Origin of the sequence: Parasedimentitalea psychrophila (assembly GCF_030285785.1) — a bacterium.
Lineage (GTDB): Bacteria > Pseudomonadota > Alphaproteobacteria > Rhodobacterales > Rhodobacteraceae > Parasedimentitalea > Parasedimentitalea psychrophila.
This window is the reverse complement of the sequence record NZ_CP127247.1, coordinates 4,012,073-4,030,431: the sequence shown is the minus strand read 5'-3', so window position 1 is coordinate 4,030,431 and position 18,359 is coordinate 4,012,073. Positions and strand designations below refer to the sequence as shown.

At 55.2% G+C, this 18,359-nt stretch carries 16 protein-coding genes and 1 tRNA gene; 3 read left to right on the top strand and 14 right to left on the bottom strand.

Annotated features, from left to right (window positions below):
• The first annotated feature begins 331 nt into the window (after positions 1-331).
• The gene (locus tag QPJ95_RS19505) at positions 332-985 is read left to right on the top strand and encodes an invasion associated locus B family protein (protein ID WP_270918918.1); all 654 of its coding nucleotides are present in this window, start codon (positions 332-334) and stop codon (positions 983-985) included.
• Positions 986-1,058: 73 nt separating this feature from the next.
• Here the strand turns inward: QPJ95_RS19505 and QPJ95_RS19500 are convergent, their stop codons facing one another.
• The 4 genes from QPJ95_RS19500 to QPJ95_RS19485 are packed head-to-tail and all read right to left on the bottom strand — an operon-like array spanning position 1,059 to position 5,258.
• Positions 1,059-2,267 carry a beta-ketoacyl-[acyl-carrier-protein] synthase family protein gene (locus QPJ95_RS19500; protein WP_270918919.1) on the bottom strand — a complete coding sequence of 403 codons (1,209 nt, stop codon included), beginning with the start codon at positions 2,265-2,267 and terminating at the stop codon, positions 1,059-1,061.
• A gap of 31 nt (positions 2,268-2,298) precedes the next feature.
• Complete coding sequence (locus QPJ95_RS19495; protein ID WP_270918920.1) at positions 2,299-2,550, bottom strand: acyl carrier protein; 252 nt, start codon at positions 2,548-2,550, stop codon at positions 2,299-2,301.
• 48 nt (positions 2,551-2,598) lie between these two features.
• Positions 2,599-3,672: a UDP-3-O-(3-hydroxymyristoyl)glucosamine N-acyltransferase gene (locus QPJ95_RS19490; RefSeq protein WP_270918921.1), complete on the bottom strand. Its 1,074-nt coding sequence runs from the start codon at positions 3,670-3,672 to the stop codon at positions 2,599-2,601.
• A gap of 38 nt (positions 3,673-3,710) precedes the next feature.
• Positions 3,711-5,258 (bottom strand): L,D-transpeptidase family protein, encoded by a 1,548-nt coding sequence (locus tag QPJ95_RS19485; RefSeq protein ID WP_270919027.1) that lies wholly within the window; start codon positions 5,256-5,258, stop codon positions 3,711-3,713.
• 447 nt (positions 5,259-5,705) lie between these two features.
• On the opposite strand from QPJ95_RS19485, the gene QPJ95_RS19480 reads away from it, so the two are divergent.
• Together QPJ95_RS19480 and QPJ95_RS19475 are read left to right on the top strand one after the other, a co-directional pair.
• Positions 5,706-6,275 (top strand): YcbK family protein, encoded by a 570-nt coding sequence (locus QPJ95_RS19480; RefSeq protein ID WP_270918922.1) that lies wholly within the window; start codon positions 5,706-5,708, stop codon positions 6,273-6,275.
• A gap of 402 nt (positions 6,276-6,677) precedes the next feature.
• Positions 6,678-6,754 (top strand) — tRNA-Arg (locus QPJ95_RS19475).
• 342 nt (positions 6,755-7,096) lie between these two features.
• Here QPJ95_RS19475 and QPJ95_RS19470 read toward each other — a convergent pair.
• The 10 genes from QPJ95_RS19470 to QPJ95_RS19425 form a co-directional block, all read right to left on the bottom strand.
• Complete coding sequence (locus QPJ95_RS19470) at positions 7,097-8,134, bottom strand: extracellular solute-binding protein (RefSeq protein ID WP_270918923.1); 1,038 nt, start codon at positions 8,132-8,134, stop codon at positions 7,097-7,099.
• Between the two features lie 20 nt (positions 8,135-8,154).
• Positions 8,155-8,964, bottom strand: a complete 810-nt coding sequence (locus QPJ95_RS19465; protein WP_270918924.1) for an ABC transporter permease — start codon at positions 8,962-8,964, stop codon at positions 8,155-8,157.
• 3 nt (positions 8,965-8,967) lie between these two features.
• Positions 8,968-9,897: an ABC transporter permease gene (locus tag QPJ95_RS19460; protein ID WP_270918925.1), complete on the bottom strand. Its 930-nt coding sequence runs from the start codon at positions 9,895-9,897 to the stop codon at positions 8,968-8,970.
• Positions 9,897-10,988: an ABC transporter ATP-binding protein gene (locus tag QPJ95_RS19455; RefSeq protein WP_270918926.1), complete on the bottom strand. Its 1,092-nt coding sequence runs from the start codon at positions 10,986-10,988 to the stop codon at positions 9,897-9,899. Before QPJ95_RS19455 ends, QPJ95_RS19460 begins: the two co-directional genes overlap by 1 nt.
• A gap of 380 nt (positions 10,989-11,368) precedes the next feature.
• Positions 11,369-12,517: an acetylornithine deacetylase gene (gene argE, locus QPJ95_RS19450; protein WP_270918927.1), complete on the bottom strand. Its 1,149-nt coding sequence runs from the start codon at positions 12,515-12,517 to the stop codon at positions 11,369-11,371.
• Positions 12,518-12,534: 17 nt separating this feature from the next.
• Positions 12,535-14,604 (bottom strand): oxidoreductase, encoded by a 2,070-nt coding sequence (locus QPJ95_RS19445; protein WP_270918928.1) that lies wholly within the window; start codon positions 14,602-14,604, stop codon positions 12,535-12,537.
• A 116-nt stretch (positions 14,605-14,720) separates the two neighbouring features.
• Entirely contained in the window at positions 14,721-15,644 is a 924-nt protein-coding gene (locus QPJ95_RS19440) for a LysR family transcriptional regulator (protein WP_270918929.1), read from the bottom strand.
• A 27-nt stretch (positions 15,645-15,671) separates the two neighbouring features.
• Positions 15,672-17,168: an aldehyde dehydrogenase gene (locus QPJ95_RS19435; protein ID WP_270918930.1), complete on the bottom strand. Its 1,497-nt coding sequence runs from the start codon at positions 17,166-17,168 to the stop codon at positions 15,672-15,674.
• 23 nt (positions 17,169-17,191) lie between these two features.
• Positions 17,192-17,866, bottom strand: a complete 675-nt coding sequence (locus QPJ95_RS19430) for a DUF1028 domain-containing protein (protein ID WP_270918931.1) — start codon at positions 17,864-17,866, stop codon at positions 17,192-17,194.
• 4 nt (positions 17,867-17,870) lie between these two features.
• Positions 17,871-18,287 carry a RidA family protein gene (locus tag QPJ95_RS19425; protein ID WP_270918932.1) on the bottom strand — a complete coding sequence of 139 codons (417 nt, stop codon included), beginning with the start codon at positions 18,285-18,287 and terminating at the stop codon, positions 17,871-17,873.
• Between the last annotated feature and the right edge of the window lie 72 nt (positions 18,288-18,359).

Below are 18,359 nucleotides of genomic sequence, written 5' to 3'. Positions count from 1 at the left end.
GCACGGCCATTTTTTACATTCTCCAGCCTAAAAACTGCGCAAATGCAATTTAGTTCAGCATTTCTCAGCCCTGAGAGATTTTTTTCCTCGCAGCTGTTGACCGAACGCCGCCCCTTTCGTAACGTCGCAAACAATAATAAGTCGGCCAGTCCGACGGGGAGAACAAACGAAAAAGGGAACCTGGTTGGTTCCCTTTTTTGATTTTGTTTCCAAAGTGTTCCTTCTGCTAGCAGGAAATGGTCAATTCCCTCAGATGCCGCAGATATTTACCTGACACTGCTTTCGCACCATGCTAAACCCTGTGTGGACGTCCAGAAAAAAAGAGTGTTTCATGCTTAAATCCCTGACCCAGCTTTCGTTTGCCGCGATGTTTGCGCTTGCTGCCCCATTGGTGGCTCAAGAAAGCAGCACCACTCCTGAAACCGAAGGCTCTGGAACCACGCAGTCGGCAACCACCGCCGAAACCATCGCCGAAACATCCAACGATAATGGGCTCGATCTTGGTCAGCCTGTAGATGCGGGCCCCAAGGTTGGCGAGCGGTATTCGAAAGAAAAACACGGCGACTGGGATCTTGTCTGCGTCAAGACCGATACCGCAACAGATCCCTGCTCGATCATTCAAGTGCTGACCGACGCGACCGGAAATCCCATGGCCGAGTTTACCATGTTCCGGATAAATCAGCCCGGCGGCCAGGCCGTTGCAGCCGCAACAGTAATTGTTCCGCTAGAGACCTTGCTGACGGCCGCGTTGACAATTTCAGTCGATGGCGCCCCGGGTAAACGATATAACTACAAATATTGTAACTCTCAGGTGTGCATTGCAGAGATCGGCCTGACCCAATCTGACATTGATGCCTTCAAGAAGGGCACCGCCGCGACCCTGTCCCTGCGTCCGGCCCCGGCGCCCGATCAGATCATCGATATGAAGATGTCGCTGAAAGGCTTTACTGCCGGCTATGATGTTGTGGATATTGTGGAGCCATAACCGCGCCATTCAGGCCCTGAAAACCCAACCGCGGCTCGTCTCAGAGCGGCGGTTTTTTATTTGGGGGGCAAGGCTAAACGCCACGCAGGGCCAATACTGCATTCAGCCCTCCAAAGGCAAAAGCATTGCTCAGAACAACATCCACCTTGGCGTCCCGGGCTTCATTTGGCACCACGTCCAGAGCGCATTCCGGATCTGCCTCCTGATAGCCGATGGTCGGCGCAATAACGCCATCTCGTATCGCCATAATACAGGCCAGTAATTCAACGGCACCGGTGCCGCCAATCAGATGCCCGTGCATGGATTTGGTCGAGGATATCATCAGGCGGTCCGCATGTGGGCCAAAAACATCGGCGACGGCCGCACATTCGGTTTTGTCATTTGCGGCGGTGCCGGTGCCGTGGGCATTGATATAGCCGACCTCATCCGGATTGACCCGCGCATCGGTCAGCGCCCCGGAAATGGCCCGCGCGGCCCCCTGTTTGCTGGGCATCACAATATCGGCCGCATCCGATGACATGGCAAAACCGATCACTTCACATAAGATTTCGGCATCGCGGGCATGGGCATGATCGTAATCCTCAAACACAAAAATTCCGGCGCCTTCGCCCTGAACCATTCCGTTTCTATTGGCGCTGAACGGCCGACAGGCATCTTTCGACATCACCCGCAAACCCTCCCAGGCCTTGACCCCGCCAAAGCACAGCATCGATTCCGAGCCCCCGGTCACCATGACAGGCGCCATACCGGATCGCACCATTTGAAACGCCTGGGCCATGGCATGGTTGGACGAGGCACATGCAGTAGAGACGGTGAAACTGGGCCCCTTCAAATTATGTTGCATTGATACATGGCTGGCAGCCGCATTGTTCATCAGTTTGGGCACCACAAACGGATGCACTCGGTTTTTGCCGTCTTCATAGACCGAGCGGTAATTGTCGTCCCAGGTTGAGACACCACCACCGGCAGTGCCGAGAACCACGCCAGATTTTGCTGCCAGTTCTCCGACAAATTCAAGCCCCGACTGCTCAATGGCCTCTTTGGCCGCGGTCAGAGTGAACTGGGTGAACCGATCATACAGACTTATCTGCTGTCGGTTAAAGCGCCCCTCAGCCTCAAACCCACGCACCTGGCCGCCAATTTTGATTGTCAGTCGATCGACATCGCGAAACTCCAGCTTGCCAATGCCGCATGTCCCGTTGCGCATGGCCGCAAGCGTCTCTGGCACCGAATGGCCCAAAGCGTTGATCGTTCCGGCCCCGGTGATGACAACCCGTTTCATACTATCATCCTCTGCCTGCAGGTCGTTATTTTTATTTAGAAATCATCGCTTCAAGGCTAAAAATTATCGAACCGACGTTTGAAATGTCAAAGTCACTTTTTTCAGGCTGGTTGGCGTTGAAGGGAATGGTGATGTCGAATTCTTCCTCGATGGCAAAGATGCATTCAACAACCCCCATGCTATCAATGCCAAGATCGTCGAGTGTACTTTCAAGAGTGACATCGGATGGTTCCAAAATCGCCTGCTCGGCAATGATGGCAAACACCTTGCTTTGAATGCTCATATTAGACCTCTGACCAAACGCATAACTATGGACCTATCGGCTTCGACGCTATTTGAAAACAGCCTTTTTCAGGGCCTCAATGTCGCGCATCAAACGCGGCAAACGACGCTGTGCTTTGTATATTTCCGTGTGCGTGTCCATTTTGACCGCGGGATATCCCATGACCACCCGACCGGCAGGCACGTTGGAAATGATTTTGGTGCCGCCGCCCGCCACCACTCCATTGCCAATAAAGATATTGTCATTCACCCCACATTGCCCCGCCAATACGACATTGTCGCCAATATCAACCGACCCCGAGACCCCGGTTTGACCACAGAGCAAACAATCCTTGCCGATCCGCGTGTTATGGCCAATGTGCACCTGATTATCGAGCTTGCTGCCGTCGCCGATCACCGTGTTGCGAATGGTTCCGTTGTCGATGGTGCAATTGGCGCCTATTTCGACGTCATGGCCAATGGTGACCGCCCCCAGAGAGTGAATTCTCATCCAGGTTTGTGCCGTCGCCTCGCCTTGATCAGTCAGGGATTTTCGAACGTTTTCCACAGCTGAGACCTCTGGGGTTACAAAGGAAAACCCATCACTGCCGACACGCGCCCCGGGCTGTGCAATGAAGCGGTCGCCAATCGTCGCGCGGGCGCCGATTGAAACCATCTCGCGCAGAAACGCATTTGACCCAATCACCGCATCAGTGCCGATAAAACAATGCGGGCCAATCACCGACCCGGCGCCAATACGGGATCCGGCGCTGATGATAGACAGCGGACCAACACAGACCCCATCGCCCAGATGTGCAGTGGGATCAATGATTGCTGAAGGGTGAATTCCGATGCCAAACCCCTGCCCCGGATCCAAGGTGGCGGTGACACCCGCCATTGCCATTCGCGGCCTTGGTGTAAAGATTGCCGCCCGCAGCCCCATGGCTCGCCAATCCGCATCAGGCCATAACAGCGCCGCCTCAGCGCGGCCCTGACCCAGGGATTCGGCGTATTTAGGCGACATCGCCATCGCCAAATGCTGTGGCCCTGCGTCACCGGGTTCGGCAGCACTGGTAATCTGTAGGTCCAGATCCCCCTGGGCCTCAGCGCCCAAAGCCTCGGCTATCTGACGAATGGTAAACATTTCAGGCCCTTCCCGATGGTTTGGCTTAGGCCAGAGGATTACCCCTGAACGCCGCTCAACACCACCCCTGCCCGCTGCAGCGCCGCCCAAATCTTGGCGTCGCGCCCATAAACATCGCGTCGAAATTCAGCACGGCCCTTGGTGGATATAATCGCCGTTCGGTAGATGATATGCACTGGCACCTTCTGCTCAAGCTCAACCTTGGTTTCTTTGCCGGTATTCAGGACGCGATGGAAAAAGGCCTTGGGGTCTTCGGACTGGCGCGCCAACAAGGCATAGGCAAATTCAAACGGTTGCGCCAATCGGATACAGCCATGCGAATAGGCCCGCACCTCACGCGAAAACAGGTTCTTGGCCGGGGTGTCATGCAGGTAGATATTGTACTTGTTGGGGAACATGAACTTGACCAGGCCCAATGCATTGCGATTGCTCGGAGGCTGGCGCATGGCAAAAGGGAAAGTTCTGGCGGTGAATTGTGTAAAATCAACCGCACTGCGGTCCACCTTGAGACCCCGCCGATCGGTGATTTCAATGTGGTTAACAGCGTTTGGATTTGCCTTCAATTGCGGCAGATATTCTTTGGTCACAATGGACCGCGGCACATACCAGCTGGGGTTGATAACCATATGCTCCATTTCGTCGGAGAATTCCGGGGACCGCCGGTCGCCCTGATTTTTGCCAATCACCGACCGGGTTTCAAAGGTGACATTGCCATGATCGATGATTTTTGCGGTAAAATCTGTTTGATTGACCAATACGTGACGCGCACCGCGCTCCACCGGCAGCCAGCGCTCCCGTTCCATAGCAACAATGACCGACTTCAATCGCGCAACAACCGGCTTGTTGACCTCGGCAATGGTACCCTTGCCAGCTACACCGTCAGCCTCAAGCCCGTGTTCGGCCTGAAATTGCTGGACCGCCGCCTCAATTACCCCGTCATAGCTGCCTGTGGCGCTCTGTTGCATATAGCCCATAGCGACCAGTCGGTTGCGTAACGCCACAACATCCGGGCCGCTTTGACCCAGTTCCAGCTTGCGATTTGGCACCGTGGGCCCCCAACCGCCCTGCTGCATCAGCGTCTCCAGTCGGAGCTTCTCTTTCATCAAGGTGCGATATTGCGACGACCTCGGCGCCAGTGACCGCATAAAGGCAGTGGGTGTCCCGTCCCGCATGCCGGTCAAGAAAACATTGCCATTCGTTTTGGGTTTTACCCGCACCATGCCATCGTCGATTTGAGAGGGAATCAAAATTCCGGTCTGAATATCGCTCGCATAGTCGACCAGTGCCTGGCTCAACGAGACTTCGACCATCCCTAGATCCCGCGTCGTCCTGGCGCTCTGCATCAGCTTGGTTAGTCGCGCAACCTCTACCGCCCGATCCGGCAGCCCATGGAGCGACATTGTGCCAAGCGCCGCCAACAAGGCTGACCTGCGCGCCCGGTCCAGCTCGCCGGTCCCGGTCCAGATCGGCTGATAATCATTCTCGCGATAAAACGCAGCCACGCCGTCATCAGTCGATGCCGCCTCAGCAATGGCTTGTTTAAACGCAGTCACCTGCGCCTGCGCCGGTGCCGGGCTCATCCCCATTCCTAAACCAGCAAGCGTCAGAGCAAAGACACCCGCCCGTAGTTTTGGTAAAAAAATAACATGGGGAAAACACATCATATCATAACTTCCTTGAACGGTTTACGCATCAATTAAAGGCTCTGCCTACATGAAGTTCTGGTAAATACTAGGGGGAGAAGTCCATTCACATTTACATCAGTTTTGAACGTCCTCGCTCCCTGATGCAGTGTAGACGCAGTCAGGTGGCCTCGGGCAGCCTCTGGGGAGTGTCATGATCCTGATATAGTGGTTATTATGACAATTTGCGCAAAAAATCGCCGAAAATTGGAGATAGATACAAGTTGCCACAATCCTATCTTGGCACACGAATCGACCTGTGGCATACAAATTGCATCTTGGGATGGATGAAAATAGCGCCCGTAACATCGGGTGCAGGCAGGAATAGCGTACGGGACGGCGCAGTATACGATGGTAGAAACCAAAACTTCGGGGATAACCCGACGGAGCTTATTGGGTGCTTTCGCGGCAACCGCATTTGTTGCAGCTCCCACTTTTTCAAAAGCAGCAGGCCTGTTGCGTGGTTCGGGTGATATCCGACGCATTCGAATGTATTCGGGCCGAACCGGTGAACGAATCGATATGATCTATTGGATCGATGGCAAGTACATCAAGGATTCAATCAAGGAAATTAACTACTTCATGCGCGACTGGCGCAATGATCTGATCAAAGAGATCGATCCGCGCACCATCGACATCATGGCGGCATCCCATAACCTGTTGGAGGTGAATGAACCTTATATGATGTTGTCGGGCTATCGCAGTCCGCAAACCAATGCCATGTTACGCCGTCGGTCGCGTGGAGTTGCCAAAAACTCACTGCACATGCGGGGACAGGCTGCCGATCTGCGATTGGCCTCCCGCTCGGTCAACCAGATGGCAAAAGCAGCGCTGGCCTGTCAGGCCGGCGGTGTCGGAAAATACCGTGGCTCCAATTTTGTGCATATGGATTGCGGCCAGGTCCGCAGCTGGAACGGCTAACTCGACAACGCCCATATTAGGCCCATGACAAAACCCGTACACCAATCGCCTGCGGGCTTTTGAGGTGTCATTTCCGGCATATTCAGCAAGACCCAACAGTCTGCAGCGCCGTTTTTACATCTGTCTCAAGTGTCGCCGGTGGATCAATGTCAGTCATTGAAATTACCAAACTCGGGCCCGGGCGGAAATATCTCCCATGAAGGCCAACGAGACGAAATTTTCCATTGAAGTGCTCGGTTCCGACAGCTATACCGCCGTTGAAACAGGCCACTGTAGCTCATCTGTGTAGAGCGCTGCCCTATGAAGGCGCTCGACAGGACTCGGAACCAGTTGAAAAGAAAGAATAAATATAGCCTTTAACTGCTTGCGTGCAGATGCCCGCACAGGTACAAGGTTGCTAGTGGTCCCATAGCTCAGCTGGATAGAGTGCTCGCCTCCGAAGCGAGAGGTCGCTGGTTCGAATCCAGCTGGGACCACCATTCCTCAACATGTCGATCCACCTTCGGCCCAGCACCCCCATTGTTTTTTTGATGCAAGGCTGACTCACTGTCGCCAAACAGCCGCGGTGACTGGCAATAATGTCCCGTGGATATGACGCAGATTGGTTTGGTAGCGGTATGCGGTCTGACAGATGACCTGAGATCGTCCTCTCGGCCGTTGCGCTCTCCGCCTCCGGACCCGACAGAAACCAGTCTGGGACAATGATAAAGGATCAATAAAATGACAGGAGAGGTGCGGCGCTTGCAACAGAGCAAACATGCCGGATAATGCCGACATCCCGTGCTCAGACCAACTGGCCCAAGCACGAGAGTAATGAGCGTTTACTTTTTTACATTCGTCCAAATCTTGTCGTATATTGCTTGGGTTTCCTCGCCACACACTTCGATGAACGTAGCCGGTCCAGCATCTGCAGGTGGATTTGCCTCTGGCAGAGTGCGAAGGGCATCGTCCAGCAGTGGCGCAACGCCTTTAACACCAGCAGAATATTGGGTCCAGTTTGTCAGTGTTGCGACATTTTCCGGATCGAGCAGGAAGTCCATGAATTTGAGCGCGTTATCGCGGTTTGGAGCGTCCTTCAGCAGAACAACGTTGTCCATCCAGGCAATGTAGCCCTGCTTCGGATAGGCGTATTCTACGTTTGCGCCTTCTTCACGCGCTTTGGCCGAGAACCCATTATAGATCATGCCTGCGGCAGCGTCACCGGCGACCAACACTTCTTTCGCTGTATCGGAATTGAAGGATGCCCAATAAGTTTTGGCCTCCTTCAGCATCGCGTCCAATGCCTTCAACTGCTCCCGGTCGGTTGAGCACTGCGGAATGCCGAGATGCAACGATGCCATCGCCATAACTTCACCCTGGCTGTCAAGCATGTTGACCTTGCCACTCAATTCGGCCGGCGGATTAAACAGGATATCGGTGGTGTTAATGTCGCCCTGATAGACGTCACGGTTCACGGCAAACGCTGTTGAGCCCCACTGGTAGGGAATCGAGTGCTTTCGGCCCTGATCAAAATCGACGTCCAGCCACACTGCTTCGATGTTTCCTTTGTTGGCAAGCTCTCCCTCGGCGATGGTGCCCAACAGCCCCTCATTGGCCATGATCTTGACCATATAGTCGCCCGGCACCGAAACATCATAGGTCCCGATCCCACCCGCTTTCAGAGAGGCTAACATGGATTCGTTGGAATCATAGGTATCCATCACCACGTCGATGCCGGTCTCTGCCGTAAACTTGTCCACGAGCTCCTGCGGCATGTACTCGAACCAGTGGTAGACAACCACTTTTCCATCGGCCAGGGCAACGCTGGCTGACAAAGCGATAGCGGATGCTGCAACCGTAGTTTTTAAAATTGTTTTCATGGGTTTCTCCATCTGTTGGGTTACTTTGTATTGTCTGACTTGCTGACGATGTATGAGATCGTGACCATGATTATCGACACCGCGAGCAGCATGGTTGAAATGGCCATAATGTTGGGCTTGATGCCCTGTTTCACCGCGCCGAAAATGGCAGTTGGCAGTGTTTCAACACCGGCGCCCTTGACGAAGTTGGTGATGATGAAATCGTCCAGCGAAACGATGAAAGAAAGCAGGTATCCAGAGACAATGCCGGGGGCCATCAAAGGAAGCAAGATCCGGGTGAAGACCTGTCGTTTGGTGGCATAGAGATCCATCGCGGCCTGCTCGTAGCTGTCCTCGATGCCTTGCATCCGTGCCGCGATCGGCAGGTAGGCAAAGGGGATGCAAAAGGCGATGTGGGCCAACACGATCGTCAGTAATCCGCGATCAAAGCCGATGTAGTTGAAAAAGATCAACGTGGCCACGGCAGTCACGATTTCCGGCACCATCAGCGGCAAAGAGATCAACCCGATAGAGGCGGTACGTAGCCGGAACTTGCCGCCCCGCACGATGGCGGTCGCTGCCAGAGTCGCAATCGCTGTCGCGATTGTCGAAGCAATAATGGCAATCACAAAGCTGTTCCAGGCTGCCAGCTTGAATTTCGCGCTTTCGGGACCGCTGAAAACATCCACGTACCAACGAAGCGACAGCCCCTCCCAAACGGTGATCGATTTTGACGCGTTGAAACTGTAGATCGTGACCACAATCAATGGTGCATATAGAACCACCAGGCACAGAATCGTCATGGCCCCAAAGCCACGGTACGATTTGATGTCATATTTTCTCAGTGCCATCACTTAACCCTCCCGCTTTTCTGCATTGGCCTGTCGGCGCGCGAACACAAGTAAGATGATCAGAACCATGGTCAGCAGGATCATCGAGGCGGCAGCACCAAATGGCCAGTTCCCGGCATTGCCCTTGAACTGCTCCTCAATGAGCGAGCCGATCATGAAGTTTTTTGCCCCTCCCAGAAGATCTGGCGCGAGGAACGAGCCCAGTGACGGCACGAACACCAGAATACAACCTGCGATCACTCCCGGTTTTATCGCGGGCAACAGAATGCGCCGCAGGGTCACCCATTTGGTGGCATAGAGATCAGCCGCGGCCTCGCTCAAGGCAAAGTTGTAGCGCTCAACGGAGGCATAAATCGGCAATACCATGAATGGCAGGTAGGAATAGAACAGCCCCAACTGCACCGCGAAATTTGTGTTCACGATGTGAATTGGGTTGTCGATAAGTCCGGTGGACAACAAGAAATCGTTCAGCGGCCCCTGATCGCGCAGTAGGAATTTCATTGAAACTGTACGAATCAGCAGGTTGACCCAATAGGGAATGGTGACCAGGAAGACCCAAATCGGTCTAACTTTTTCAGCCCGTGTCGCAATGAAGTAGGCAGTTGGAAACCCAATAATCAGGCTAAGAATCGTGGCGGCACCTGCCTGCCAGATCGAGCGCCAGAAGATGGTGATATAGGTCCACTCGATTTGTGGCGCTTCATCCCCGAACAATCCGCGATCAAAGAAGAACTGATCATAGGCCGCGAGGCTGAATTCCCAGATCACCCCACCCCTGAACTCTTTGGTCAGGAACGAGTAGATCAAGATCATCGACACCGGGGCCAGAGACAGCACCAAAAGCACGAGCCAGGCCGGCATGAGCAACCAGGTACGCGCTTCTTTGTAGGTGTCGGTGGTTGCGCCGCCGCCGCTTTCTGCTTGCGCTGCCATCAGTCCACCAGGAGGCGTGCCGCCCCCAGCTCCATGTTGACGAAGACTTCGTTTCCGCGTTCAAAAATGCGTTTGTTCCCGCGATTTGAGTTAGACGTTCTGACGGTAAAGTTTGGCCCGTCCGCAAGGTTAATGATGGTGGTAATATCGGTACCTCCAAAAACATTCTCCTGCACCCTGCCCTTCAGGCTTTCGCCTTCCGCCGGGTCGTCTGAAATAAACAGGCGCTCCGGACGCACTGACATATGAACCTGTGCCCCGACAGCAATGCCATCAACCTGGTTGCAGGTCAGTTCGTGCCCGCCGCCAAGATGGCAGGTCGCACGACCATTGGCGATATTGTCCACCGAGACCTCCAAAAGGTTGGTTTCTCCAATGAAATCGGCCACAAACATGTTGTGCGGGCGCTCGTAAATGTCCCGCGGCGCGCCCAACTGCTGCAATTCGCCCTCTGACATGACGGCGATGCGGTCGGACATGGTCAGCGCCTCTTCCTGGTCGTGGGTCACGAAGACGAACGTGATACCGGTCTCGCGCTGCAGGTGTTTCAGCTCAAGTTGCATCGCTTTGCGAAGCTTCTGATCCAATGCGGACAAGGGCTCGTCCAAAAGCAAAACTTTTGGCTGCGGTGCCAGCGCACGCGCAAGTGCCACACGCTGCTGCTGACCGCCCGAGAGTTGCGACGGTTTGCGACTAGAAAATTGCGACAATTGCACCAGCTCCAGCATTTCGCCAGCACGGCTGCGGGCCTCCGCCCTGGACCTGCCCCGCATCTCCAGGCCAAATGCCACGTTGTCCAGCACCGTCATATGCGGGAACAAAGCATAGTTCTGGAACACGGTGTTCACCGGGCGCTGGTGCGGCGGCAAATTTTTGATCTCGTCACCATAGAGATAGATCTCGCCTTCGGTGACATCCTCAAACCCAGCGATCATACGCAAGAGCGTTGTTTTTCCGCAGCCGGAAGGGCCTAGAAGAGTGAAAAACTCGTTGTCCAGGATGGAAAGCGATATCGTCTTCAATGCGGTAAAATCGCCATAGCGCTTTACTGCGTCGCGGACGTCAATGGCTATTGATTGGTCTTCTGGCATGGTCCCTCCATCGGCGCAGCCGTATTGCAGCCGTATTTCAGTCAGTATAGAAAGGCGGCTGGTCGAATTTAAGAACTGTATTCCTCAGCGCTCATTAGCTTCAGCCTAACAACGATCGCAGGGCCCGAATACGCCAGATCAACAGCTCCAAAACCCTGCAGATCTCACAGGTTTTCCAGGCTCCGTCGGCCGTGTTTTACTTGCCGTGAACCGTTCTGTTCGGGCGCCTCCGAGGCGTCCGCTTTCGCCAAGGCCACCGGAAAATGCCACCGGTCACTGATGGTTTTCGCAACCAAGGTATCGGGCGGCCTCAGGTGTCCAAAGAGGGCTCGGCGGATGTCAGATGGCAAGCCTTCCTCGCCCTGACCCTGGCCTTGGCCCTAAATACTAATTTCGTCCACGATACAATCCATCATGCGATCGCAGGCCGCTAGCTGTTCCCCGGAAATATATTCATCCGCTTTATGGCCCTGCCCTTCCATAGAACCGGGGCCACATACGATTGTCGGAACACCAAGACCTGCAAAAACGCCAGCTTCAGTGCCAAAGGCAACCTTGGTGAGCTCTGGATTACCTGCCAGACGCTGCGCCAGGGCAACCACAGGAGCGCCCTTGGAAACATCGAGGCCAGGATAGGCATTGTACCGGTTCAGGGCGATTTTCGCCTCGGGATAGTCGGGCTGATATCGTCCGGCCACACGGCTGGCCGCGTCCCGGATCAGATCCATGATCATGTCTTGTTGGTCTGCCGCGAGATGGCGATATTCAAGGATCAACTCCGCGTGGTCGGGAACGATATTCAGCGCAACGCCGCCAGTGAGTTTGCCAATATGCACCGTGCTGTAGGCGATGTCATAGTCTGTATCGCGCGCGCCTTGCGTTGCAAGCCACCCCTGCACCTTGCCAAGTTCGACAACAAAATCTGCGGCGAGATGCAAGGCGTTCACGAAGTTAGGCGCCAGGGCGGAATGTCCACTTTGCCCGTTACAGGTCGCTTTGATCGCAGCCTTGCCCTTGTGCCCGACCGCCACACGCATCTCTGTCGGTTCCCCGACGAAACAGGCGCGCGGAGTCCCAAGGAGCGGAGCAAGCCGGTCAGCCATATGCTGGATCCCGACACAGCCGATTTCCTCGTCATAGGAAAAAACGAGTTTCAGCGGCTCTTTCAGATCGCTCTTTGCGGCCTTATCCGCAGCGCTCAGCATACAGGCCAGATAGCCCTTCATATCAGTAGTGCCGCGCCCGTAGTACTTGCCATCTTGGTGTGACAACCGGAACGGATCGCGGCTCCAGTTCTGCCCCTCGGTCGGAACAACATCGGTATGGCCCGACAAAATCAGGCCACCCTCGGAGGGGCCAATTTCGGCAAAAAACCCCGCCTTTTGACCGGTGGCATCGGAAATGCGCGTCAGTCGAAACCCACGCTCACGCAGATAAGTTTCGATGAAACCGATAATGTCGAGATTGGACCTAGAGCTGACCGAGTTGAACCCGATCAGCCGTTCGAGGTTTTCTAACGTCAGAGACATTTATGCACTTTTCCTCCTCAATCGTATGCCAGCTCGGTGATTTCACGGCGGAAGGGCAGCGTATCACCGGGATCCTCGCCATCCAGCTCCCGCGCATACCGGTGACCGGCATAGGTGGCCCAGGCGATTGGACCCGGCGCATTGGCGTCACCGATGATTTTGACCGATTTAATCCCAGCGTCCTGCCATTCGGATTCACGCGCCTTCAGGTCGTTGAAGACCTGATTGTTTTCCAGGCGCGATGACACCATCACCACGGACTCGCATCCAAACTGGGTGGTGGTGTCGGTATAGACGCAGTTGGACACCACATGGCCGCTGCCAATTTCGGTTACGCCCCGGTTCAGTACGATCTCGACGCCCATTTCAGCCAGGTTCTTATGGATTGCATGCTGTTCCAGGGTGTTGTTGGTCCAGTCCGACAGGTAGGCCGCAGGTGTGATGATCGTGACCTCACAACCCTCCTTGCGCAAAAGCTCTGCCAGAACGCCGCCCATGTAATAGTGGTCATCATCATAGATCACCACTTTGCCCGAGGGCAGCTTCCCGGCCATGATATCGTCCGGTGTGAAAACCGGCATGGAAGCATCGATGGCAAAGGGAACCACGTGCTGACGGCTCACCCCGTCGCGCCGCCATTTTGAACCGGTCGCGATGCAAATGTTCTCGAAGCCAAATTCCAGGATGTTTGCCGCGTCCAGTTCACTGTCGAAATAGGTTTCGACGTTTGCTTTCTGGCTTATCTGATATTCACGGTATTCCAGCACCCGTCCCCAGGCACTGAGCCCGGGAAGGAGGCGCTCGCGCGCCACGCGGCCGCCAAGTTCGGTTGTGGCCTCGGCGATGGCAACATCATAGCCGCGCTCGGACAGGGCACGCGCGGCCTCCAGCCCTGCGGGACCGGACCCGACGACCAGAACATTGGAACTGCCGCCTTTCGCGTTCATCGTTTCAGGGTGCCAGCCCTTGCGCCATTCTTCCATGAATGTCGGGTTCTGGGTGCAGCGGCTGATCGACATTGTCATGTCACCGGTGATGCAGATGTTGCAACCGATACATTCACGGATGTCCTCGATCCGACCCTCTTCGATTTTCTTCGGCAAAAACGGATCAGCAATCGACGGCCGCGCGCAGCCGATGAAATCGAGCAGGCCTGATTTGATCTGTTTGACCATCGTGTCGGGAGAGGTAAACCGCCCCACACCCACGATGGGTTTGTCTGTCAGATCGTGAATGCCCCTGACCAGCTCCTGTTGCGCGCCCTCACCTGTGAAGCGCGACGGACCGGAACAATCTTCCCAGGTTCCCTGTGCGAGATCCCAAAGATCTGGCAGATCCTTGTTCATTTCGACAAAATCGCGCACTTCGGCGTTGGAAAAACCTAGGTCGCCGATGGTCTCATCAAGGCTGACGCGAAGCGTGATGCCCATAGTGTCGCCAACAGCATCTTTGATATCGGCTATAACCTCATTCACAAAGCGTGACCGGTTCTCCAGGCTGCCGCCATATTCGTCACTGCGCTGGTTTGTGGCGCGGCTGAGGAAGTGTTGGAATATTCCAAACCCATGCGCACCGTAAAGGCAGATCAGGTCAAAACCGGCCAATTTTGAACGTTTGGCAGCGTTCACAAACCAGCGGCGCAAATCGCGGATGTCGGTCTTGTCCAGTGCGCGGGCCTGCATCGGATCGTTGGTAAAGGTGCGGATCGGCATGGCGGAAACCGCCATAGGCACTTCTTTTGAGTACAGATTCGGTCCATTGATACCGGAATAGGCCAACTGAATACCCGCAAGCGCGCCATGTTCTTTCATCTTCTCCGACATCTTGCGAAGCTGTGGGATGTCTTTGTCTTCCCACAACCGCAGCTCGATGAAGGGCGTGATTTCCGATGTATGGTGCATCTCGCATTGTTCGGTGAAGATCACCCCCCAACCGCCTTCGGCCTTGATGCCGCGCATGGCAGCCGCGGCCGAGGGGTCGCGGTAGCCACCACCGTTGCAGTGTGGAACCTGGTAGAGCCGGTTCTTGGCGGTGACAGGACCAATCTGCATCGGTTCGAAAAGTATATCGTAGCGGGGATCGCGCAATGTTGCCTCCTCAGAAAGCGGGTTTGCTTAAGAATAGCGTGCCGCCCAAAGATCGAAAGACAAGCTTGTGAAAGCATTGATTAGGGGGAAGCTAACCGCCCCTTGGGGGACTGTTTCTAACCACTCAAGCCAGTAAAGCTGCCACTTTGAAGCCGATCATAGCAATGCTGGACGAAAGCGCGCACGACACTGGCGGCTTCCGCGTCGGTTGACATTAACAGCCCCATTCGCATCGGTCGCACCGCTCCGACAAGGGGAATGAATTTCAGAGGCTTCCCGTCCGGCGAAAAATCATTCAGTGGGCGTACATTGGCAATCGAATAGCCAAACCCGTTCGCCACAAGGCTGCGCATCACAGCCATATCCCTTGTCCGTTCGGCAATTATAGGCTTGGCGTCAATCTGGGTAAAGAACGACAGAAAATAGTCGGTACTAAACGGCAGATCCAACAGGACCATCGGGTGGTTCTTTAGCTCCGCCACGGAAACCGCTGGCAGATGCGCCAATGGGTGCGTTTCATTGACGATGGCGTAAGGAGGCAGCTCCAACAGAGAAACAAATTGCAGATCGGCAGGCAATTCGAGGTCATATGTCAGTGCCACATCTATTTCAGCTCGCCGTAGGGCACTAAATATTTCCGATTGGTTTAGTTCGTGTTGGCGCACGCGCACTTCGGGGTATTCGGTTTCGAAACTTCGCCGCACGGATGGCAGAACAACCTGTGCAAACGTAACCATGCATCCGATGGACAACGGACCGCGTACAGACCCGGAAATATCGCCGGCCAGTTCGATCAATCTGTTGGCTTCCTGAAGAACAAACTTTGCCTGCACCATCATGCGCCGCCCTGCCAGTGTCAATGACAGGCCCTGCGCATGTTGACGAACAAAGAGAGGCAGTCCGAATTCCTTTTCAAGTTGGTTGATTGCTGCCGAAATCGAGGGCGACGACACATTGACCTTTTCTGAGGCCAGAGCGATGCTTCCGGCCTCTCCGACAGCAACAAAATACTCTAACTGTCTGAAAGTGTATCTCAGCATCGCGTTTCCCCGATCCCTTGCGTTGTATTAGGCTTTGTACTTTATCCAGGTTGTCTTCAAAGCGGTATACTTATCAAGAGCGTGCAAGGAAAGGTCGCGCCCGAAGCCGGATTGTTTCATGCCGCCAAATGGCGTCTGAACCGACAATGCATCTACTGTGTTGACTGACACGGTCCCAACGTTCAGCCGGTCCGACACCCGGCAGGCCCGGCTAAGATTGTCGGTCCAGACCGAGGCGGCCAGCCCGTAGATACTGTCGTTCGCCATTGCAACGACCTCATCTTCACTGTCGAAAGCAATCATCGACAAAACCGGACCAAAGATTTCATCCCGTGCAAGTGGGTCGTTATGGGCAACGTCGTCAAAAATGGTCGGCTGAATAAAGCACCCTTTGCCATCCACTGTGACACGCTCACCTCCGGCGACAAGATTGGCTGTCTTCTTGCCTTCCTCGATAAACCGCATGATGCCCCGGGTTTGTTTCTCGTCGACAATCGCGCCCATTTTCGAAGCCGGATCAAGCGGGTCGCCGGGCTGGGTCGCGCTTGCCCTTGCGATCATCTTTTCCACAAACTCATCTTTGATCGAGCGTTCGACATACATCCGTGAATTTGCTGAGCACACCTCGCCCTGATTGAAGAAGATACCAAATGCGGCCATATCCGCAGCCGTGTCCAGATCCTCGCAATCCGCGAATATCAGGTTGGGGCTCTTGCCTCCGGTTTCAGGCCAAATCTGTTTCAGGTTGGACTGACCGGAATACTGCATGAACATCTTGCCGATCGCAGTCGAGCCGGTAAACGCCAGACAATCCACATCCATGTGCAAACCCAACGCTTTGCCCGCGGTCCCACCAAAGCCAGGCACCACGTTGAACACGCCATCAGGCACGCCGGCCTCTGCCGCCAGTTCGGCTAGGCGCAAAGCTGAAAGCGGCGATTGCTCTGCGGGTTTGAGCACCACTGAATTGCCGGCAGCCAAGGCCGCTGCGGCCTTCCAGGTCGCCATGTCCAGTGGGAAGTTCCACGGAGTTACCGCGCCGACCACACCAAGGGGTACGCGCTTTACCAGCGCCAGATCACCCGGTCCGGTCGGGGCTACCTCGTCATAGATCTTGTCGATGGCTTCGGCATACCATTGGAAAAAATGTGCGCTTCCGGGTGCGTCAACGGTCACCGCATCGGTGACCAGCTTGCCCATGTCGAGACTGTCCAGCAGTGCCATCTCTTCCAGATGGGCACGGATCAGATCCGCCAGTTTCAACAGCACCGCCTTGCGGTCCCCCGGTGCCATGCGGGACCAGACACCCTTTTCAAAGGCGCGACGGCCTGCCGCGACAGCCAGATCCACATCTTCAGCGTCACATTCCGCAACGGTGGTTATAACTTCGCCTGTTGCCGGGTTGATGCTGTCGTAGCTCTTCCCGGAAACCGCATTGACGAATTTGCCGTCAATAAAGGCCTGGCCCCGAAAGGAAAGCTGTTCCGCACGGGATTTCCAATCTTGATAGGTGTAATTCTGCATGTCTGTTTTCCTGCCTTCACTGGTCACTGGTCACCGGGCACGCCATAAGACGGTGCCTCACGCGGGTCGAGCGCGCGCTGGATGTAAGCGTCCAGCTGTGGCTTGTAGATGTCCCATGCCGTGGCTATGGCTTCGATTGGGCAATCCTCAGTCCAGTCACAGCGCAGATCCGCCACCGGCCAACTGACCTTGTCGACGATTTTCATCCCGGCCGAATGTAGCGACCCGGCCTCGCCCCCGGCCGCAAGGCCTGCGCGCATGGCCGCAATCAACCGGTCACCAAGATGGCCAGACGATGCCAGGAACGCATCAACAATGGCCTGTGGCACGCCTTCGTTCGCCAGCAGGTTCCCGCCCGAAGCGACATTTTGGCCCTGGGCCTGTGTCCAGATTCCCAGCGAGTGGGGGCCGGAGTGAATGGCGGTTCCGCCGCTGCGGCCCACTGCCAGCACCTGTCGGTATTCGATGAATTTGCCCTGCGCCACCACCGTTTCGATGGCTTCTTTGGCGGTCAGACCGCTTTGCATCAAATCCAGCGCAAGCGGGCCAAGCGTCGGGTCGGTCACATTCTGCGAAGCCACAGCGCCGACACCGGCGCGTGCAAACGCGCAGCGTGCCGCCACCGCAGGGGAGGAAGAGGAAATTGCGATACCGAACATACCAGTTTTTGCACAGCGGGCGACAAGCGAAAATGTCATATTCTTACTCCGGAATTACAGCGGTGGCGTCGATTTCAACCAGCCAATCAGGCCGTGCGAGGGCCTGAACCACCAGCCCGGTCGAGACCGGGTACACCCCTTTGATATATTCGCCCATAGTGCGATAGACCGACTCGCGGTGGCGCACGTCAGTGATATAGACCACCACCTTGACCAGATCCTCCATCTGACCGCCGGCTTCTTCAATCAGCTGACGGATGTTCTGCATCACCTTGTGGGTTTGCTCAACGGGATCGTGGCTGTCGATATTTGCCGCATCCTCCAGGTTCTGCGGGCATTGACCGCGCAGGTAAACGGTCTTTCCACCCTGGGTGACGACGGCCTGACACAGGTCGTTGTCCAGGTTCTGTTCCGGGTAGGTCTCGGATGTGTTGAATTTCCGGATCCGTGTATGGGTCATTTCGATCTCCATCAAGTTAGGCATTATGAGCGAAGAAGCAGTAGCGGAGCTACGTGAGACTGATGTTTTGCA

Coding starts and splice junctions, on each gene's coding strand:
- QPJ95_RS19465 (WP_270918924.1), bottom strand. CDS start 8,964: ATGGCACTGAGAAAATATGACATCAAATCGTACCGTGGCTTTGGGGCC.
- QPJ95_RS19460 (WP_270918925.1), bottom strand. CDS start 9,897: ATGGCAGCGCAAGCAGAAAGCGGCGGCGGCGCAACCACCGACACCTAC.
- QPJ95_RS19505 (WP_270918918.1), top strand. CDS start 332: ATGCTTAAATCCCTGACCCAGCTTTCGTTTGCCGCGATGTTTGCGCTT.
- QPJ95_RS19500 (WP_270918919.1), bottom strand. CDS start 2,267: ATGAAACGGGTTGTCATCACCGGGGCCGGAACGATCAACGCTTTGGGC.
- QPJ95_RS19455 (WP_270918926.1), bottom strand. CDS start 10,988: ATGCCAGAAGACCAATCAATAGCCATTGACGTCCGCGACGCAGTAAAG.
- QPJ95_RS19495 (WP_270918920.1), bottom strand. CDS start 2,550: ATGAGCATTCAAAGCAAGGTGTTTGCCATCATTGCCGAGCAGGCGATT.
- QPJ95_RS19425 (WP_270918932.1), bottom strand. CDS start 18,287: ATGACCCATACACGGATCCGGAAATTCAACACATCCGAGACCTACCCG.
- QPJ95_RS19435 (WP_270918930.1), bottom strand. CDS start 17,168: ATGCAGAATTACACCTATCAAGATTGGAAATCCCGTGCGGAACAGCTT.
- argE (WP_270918927.1), bottom strand. CDS start 12,517: ATGTCTCTGACGTTAGAAAACCTCGAACGGCTGATCGGGTTCAACTCG.
- QPJ95_RS19485 (WP_270919027.1), bottom strand. CDS start 5,258: ATGGGGATGAGCCCGGCACCGGCGCAGGCGCAGGTGACTGCGTTTAAA.
- QPJ95_RS19440 (WP_270918929.1), bottom strand. CDS start 15,644: ATGCTGAGATACACTTTCAGACAGTTAGAGTATTTTGTTGCTGTCGGA.
- QPJ95_RS19470 (WP_270918923.1), bottom strand. CDS start 8,134: ATGAAAACAATTTTAAAAACTACGGTTGCAGCATCCGCTATCGCTTTG.
- QPJ95_RS19430 (WP_270918931.1), bottom strand. CDS start 17,866: ATGACATTTTCGCTTGTCGCCCGCTGTGCAAAAACTGGTATGTTCGGT.
- QPJ95_RS19490 (WP_270918921.1), bottom strand. CDS start 3,672: ATGTTTACCATTCGTCAGATAGCCGAGGCTTTGGGCGCTGAGGCCCAG.
- QPJ95_RS19480 (WP_270918922.1), top strand. CDS start 5,706: ATGGTAGAAACCAAAACTTCGGGGATAACCCGACGGAGCTTATTGGGT.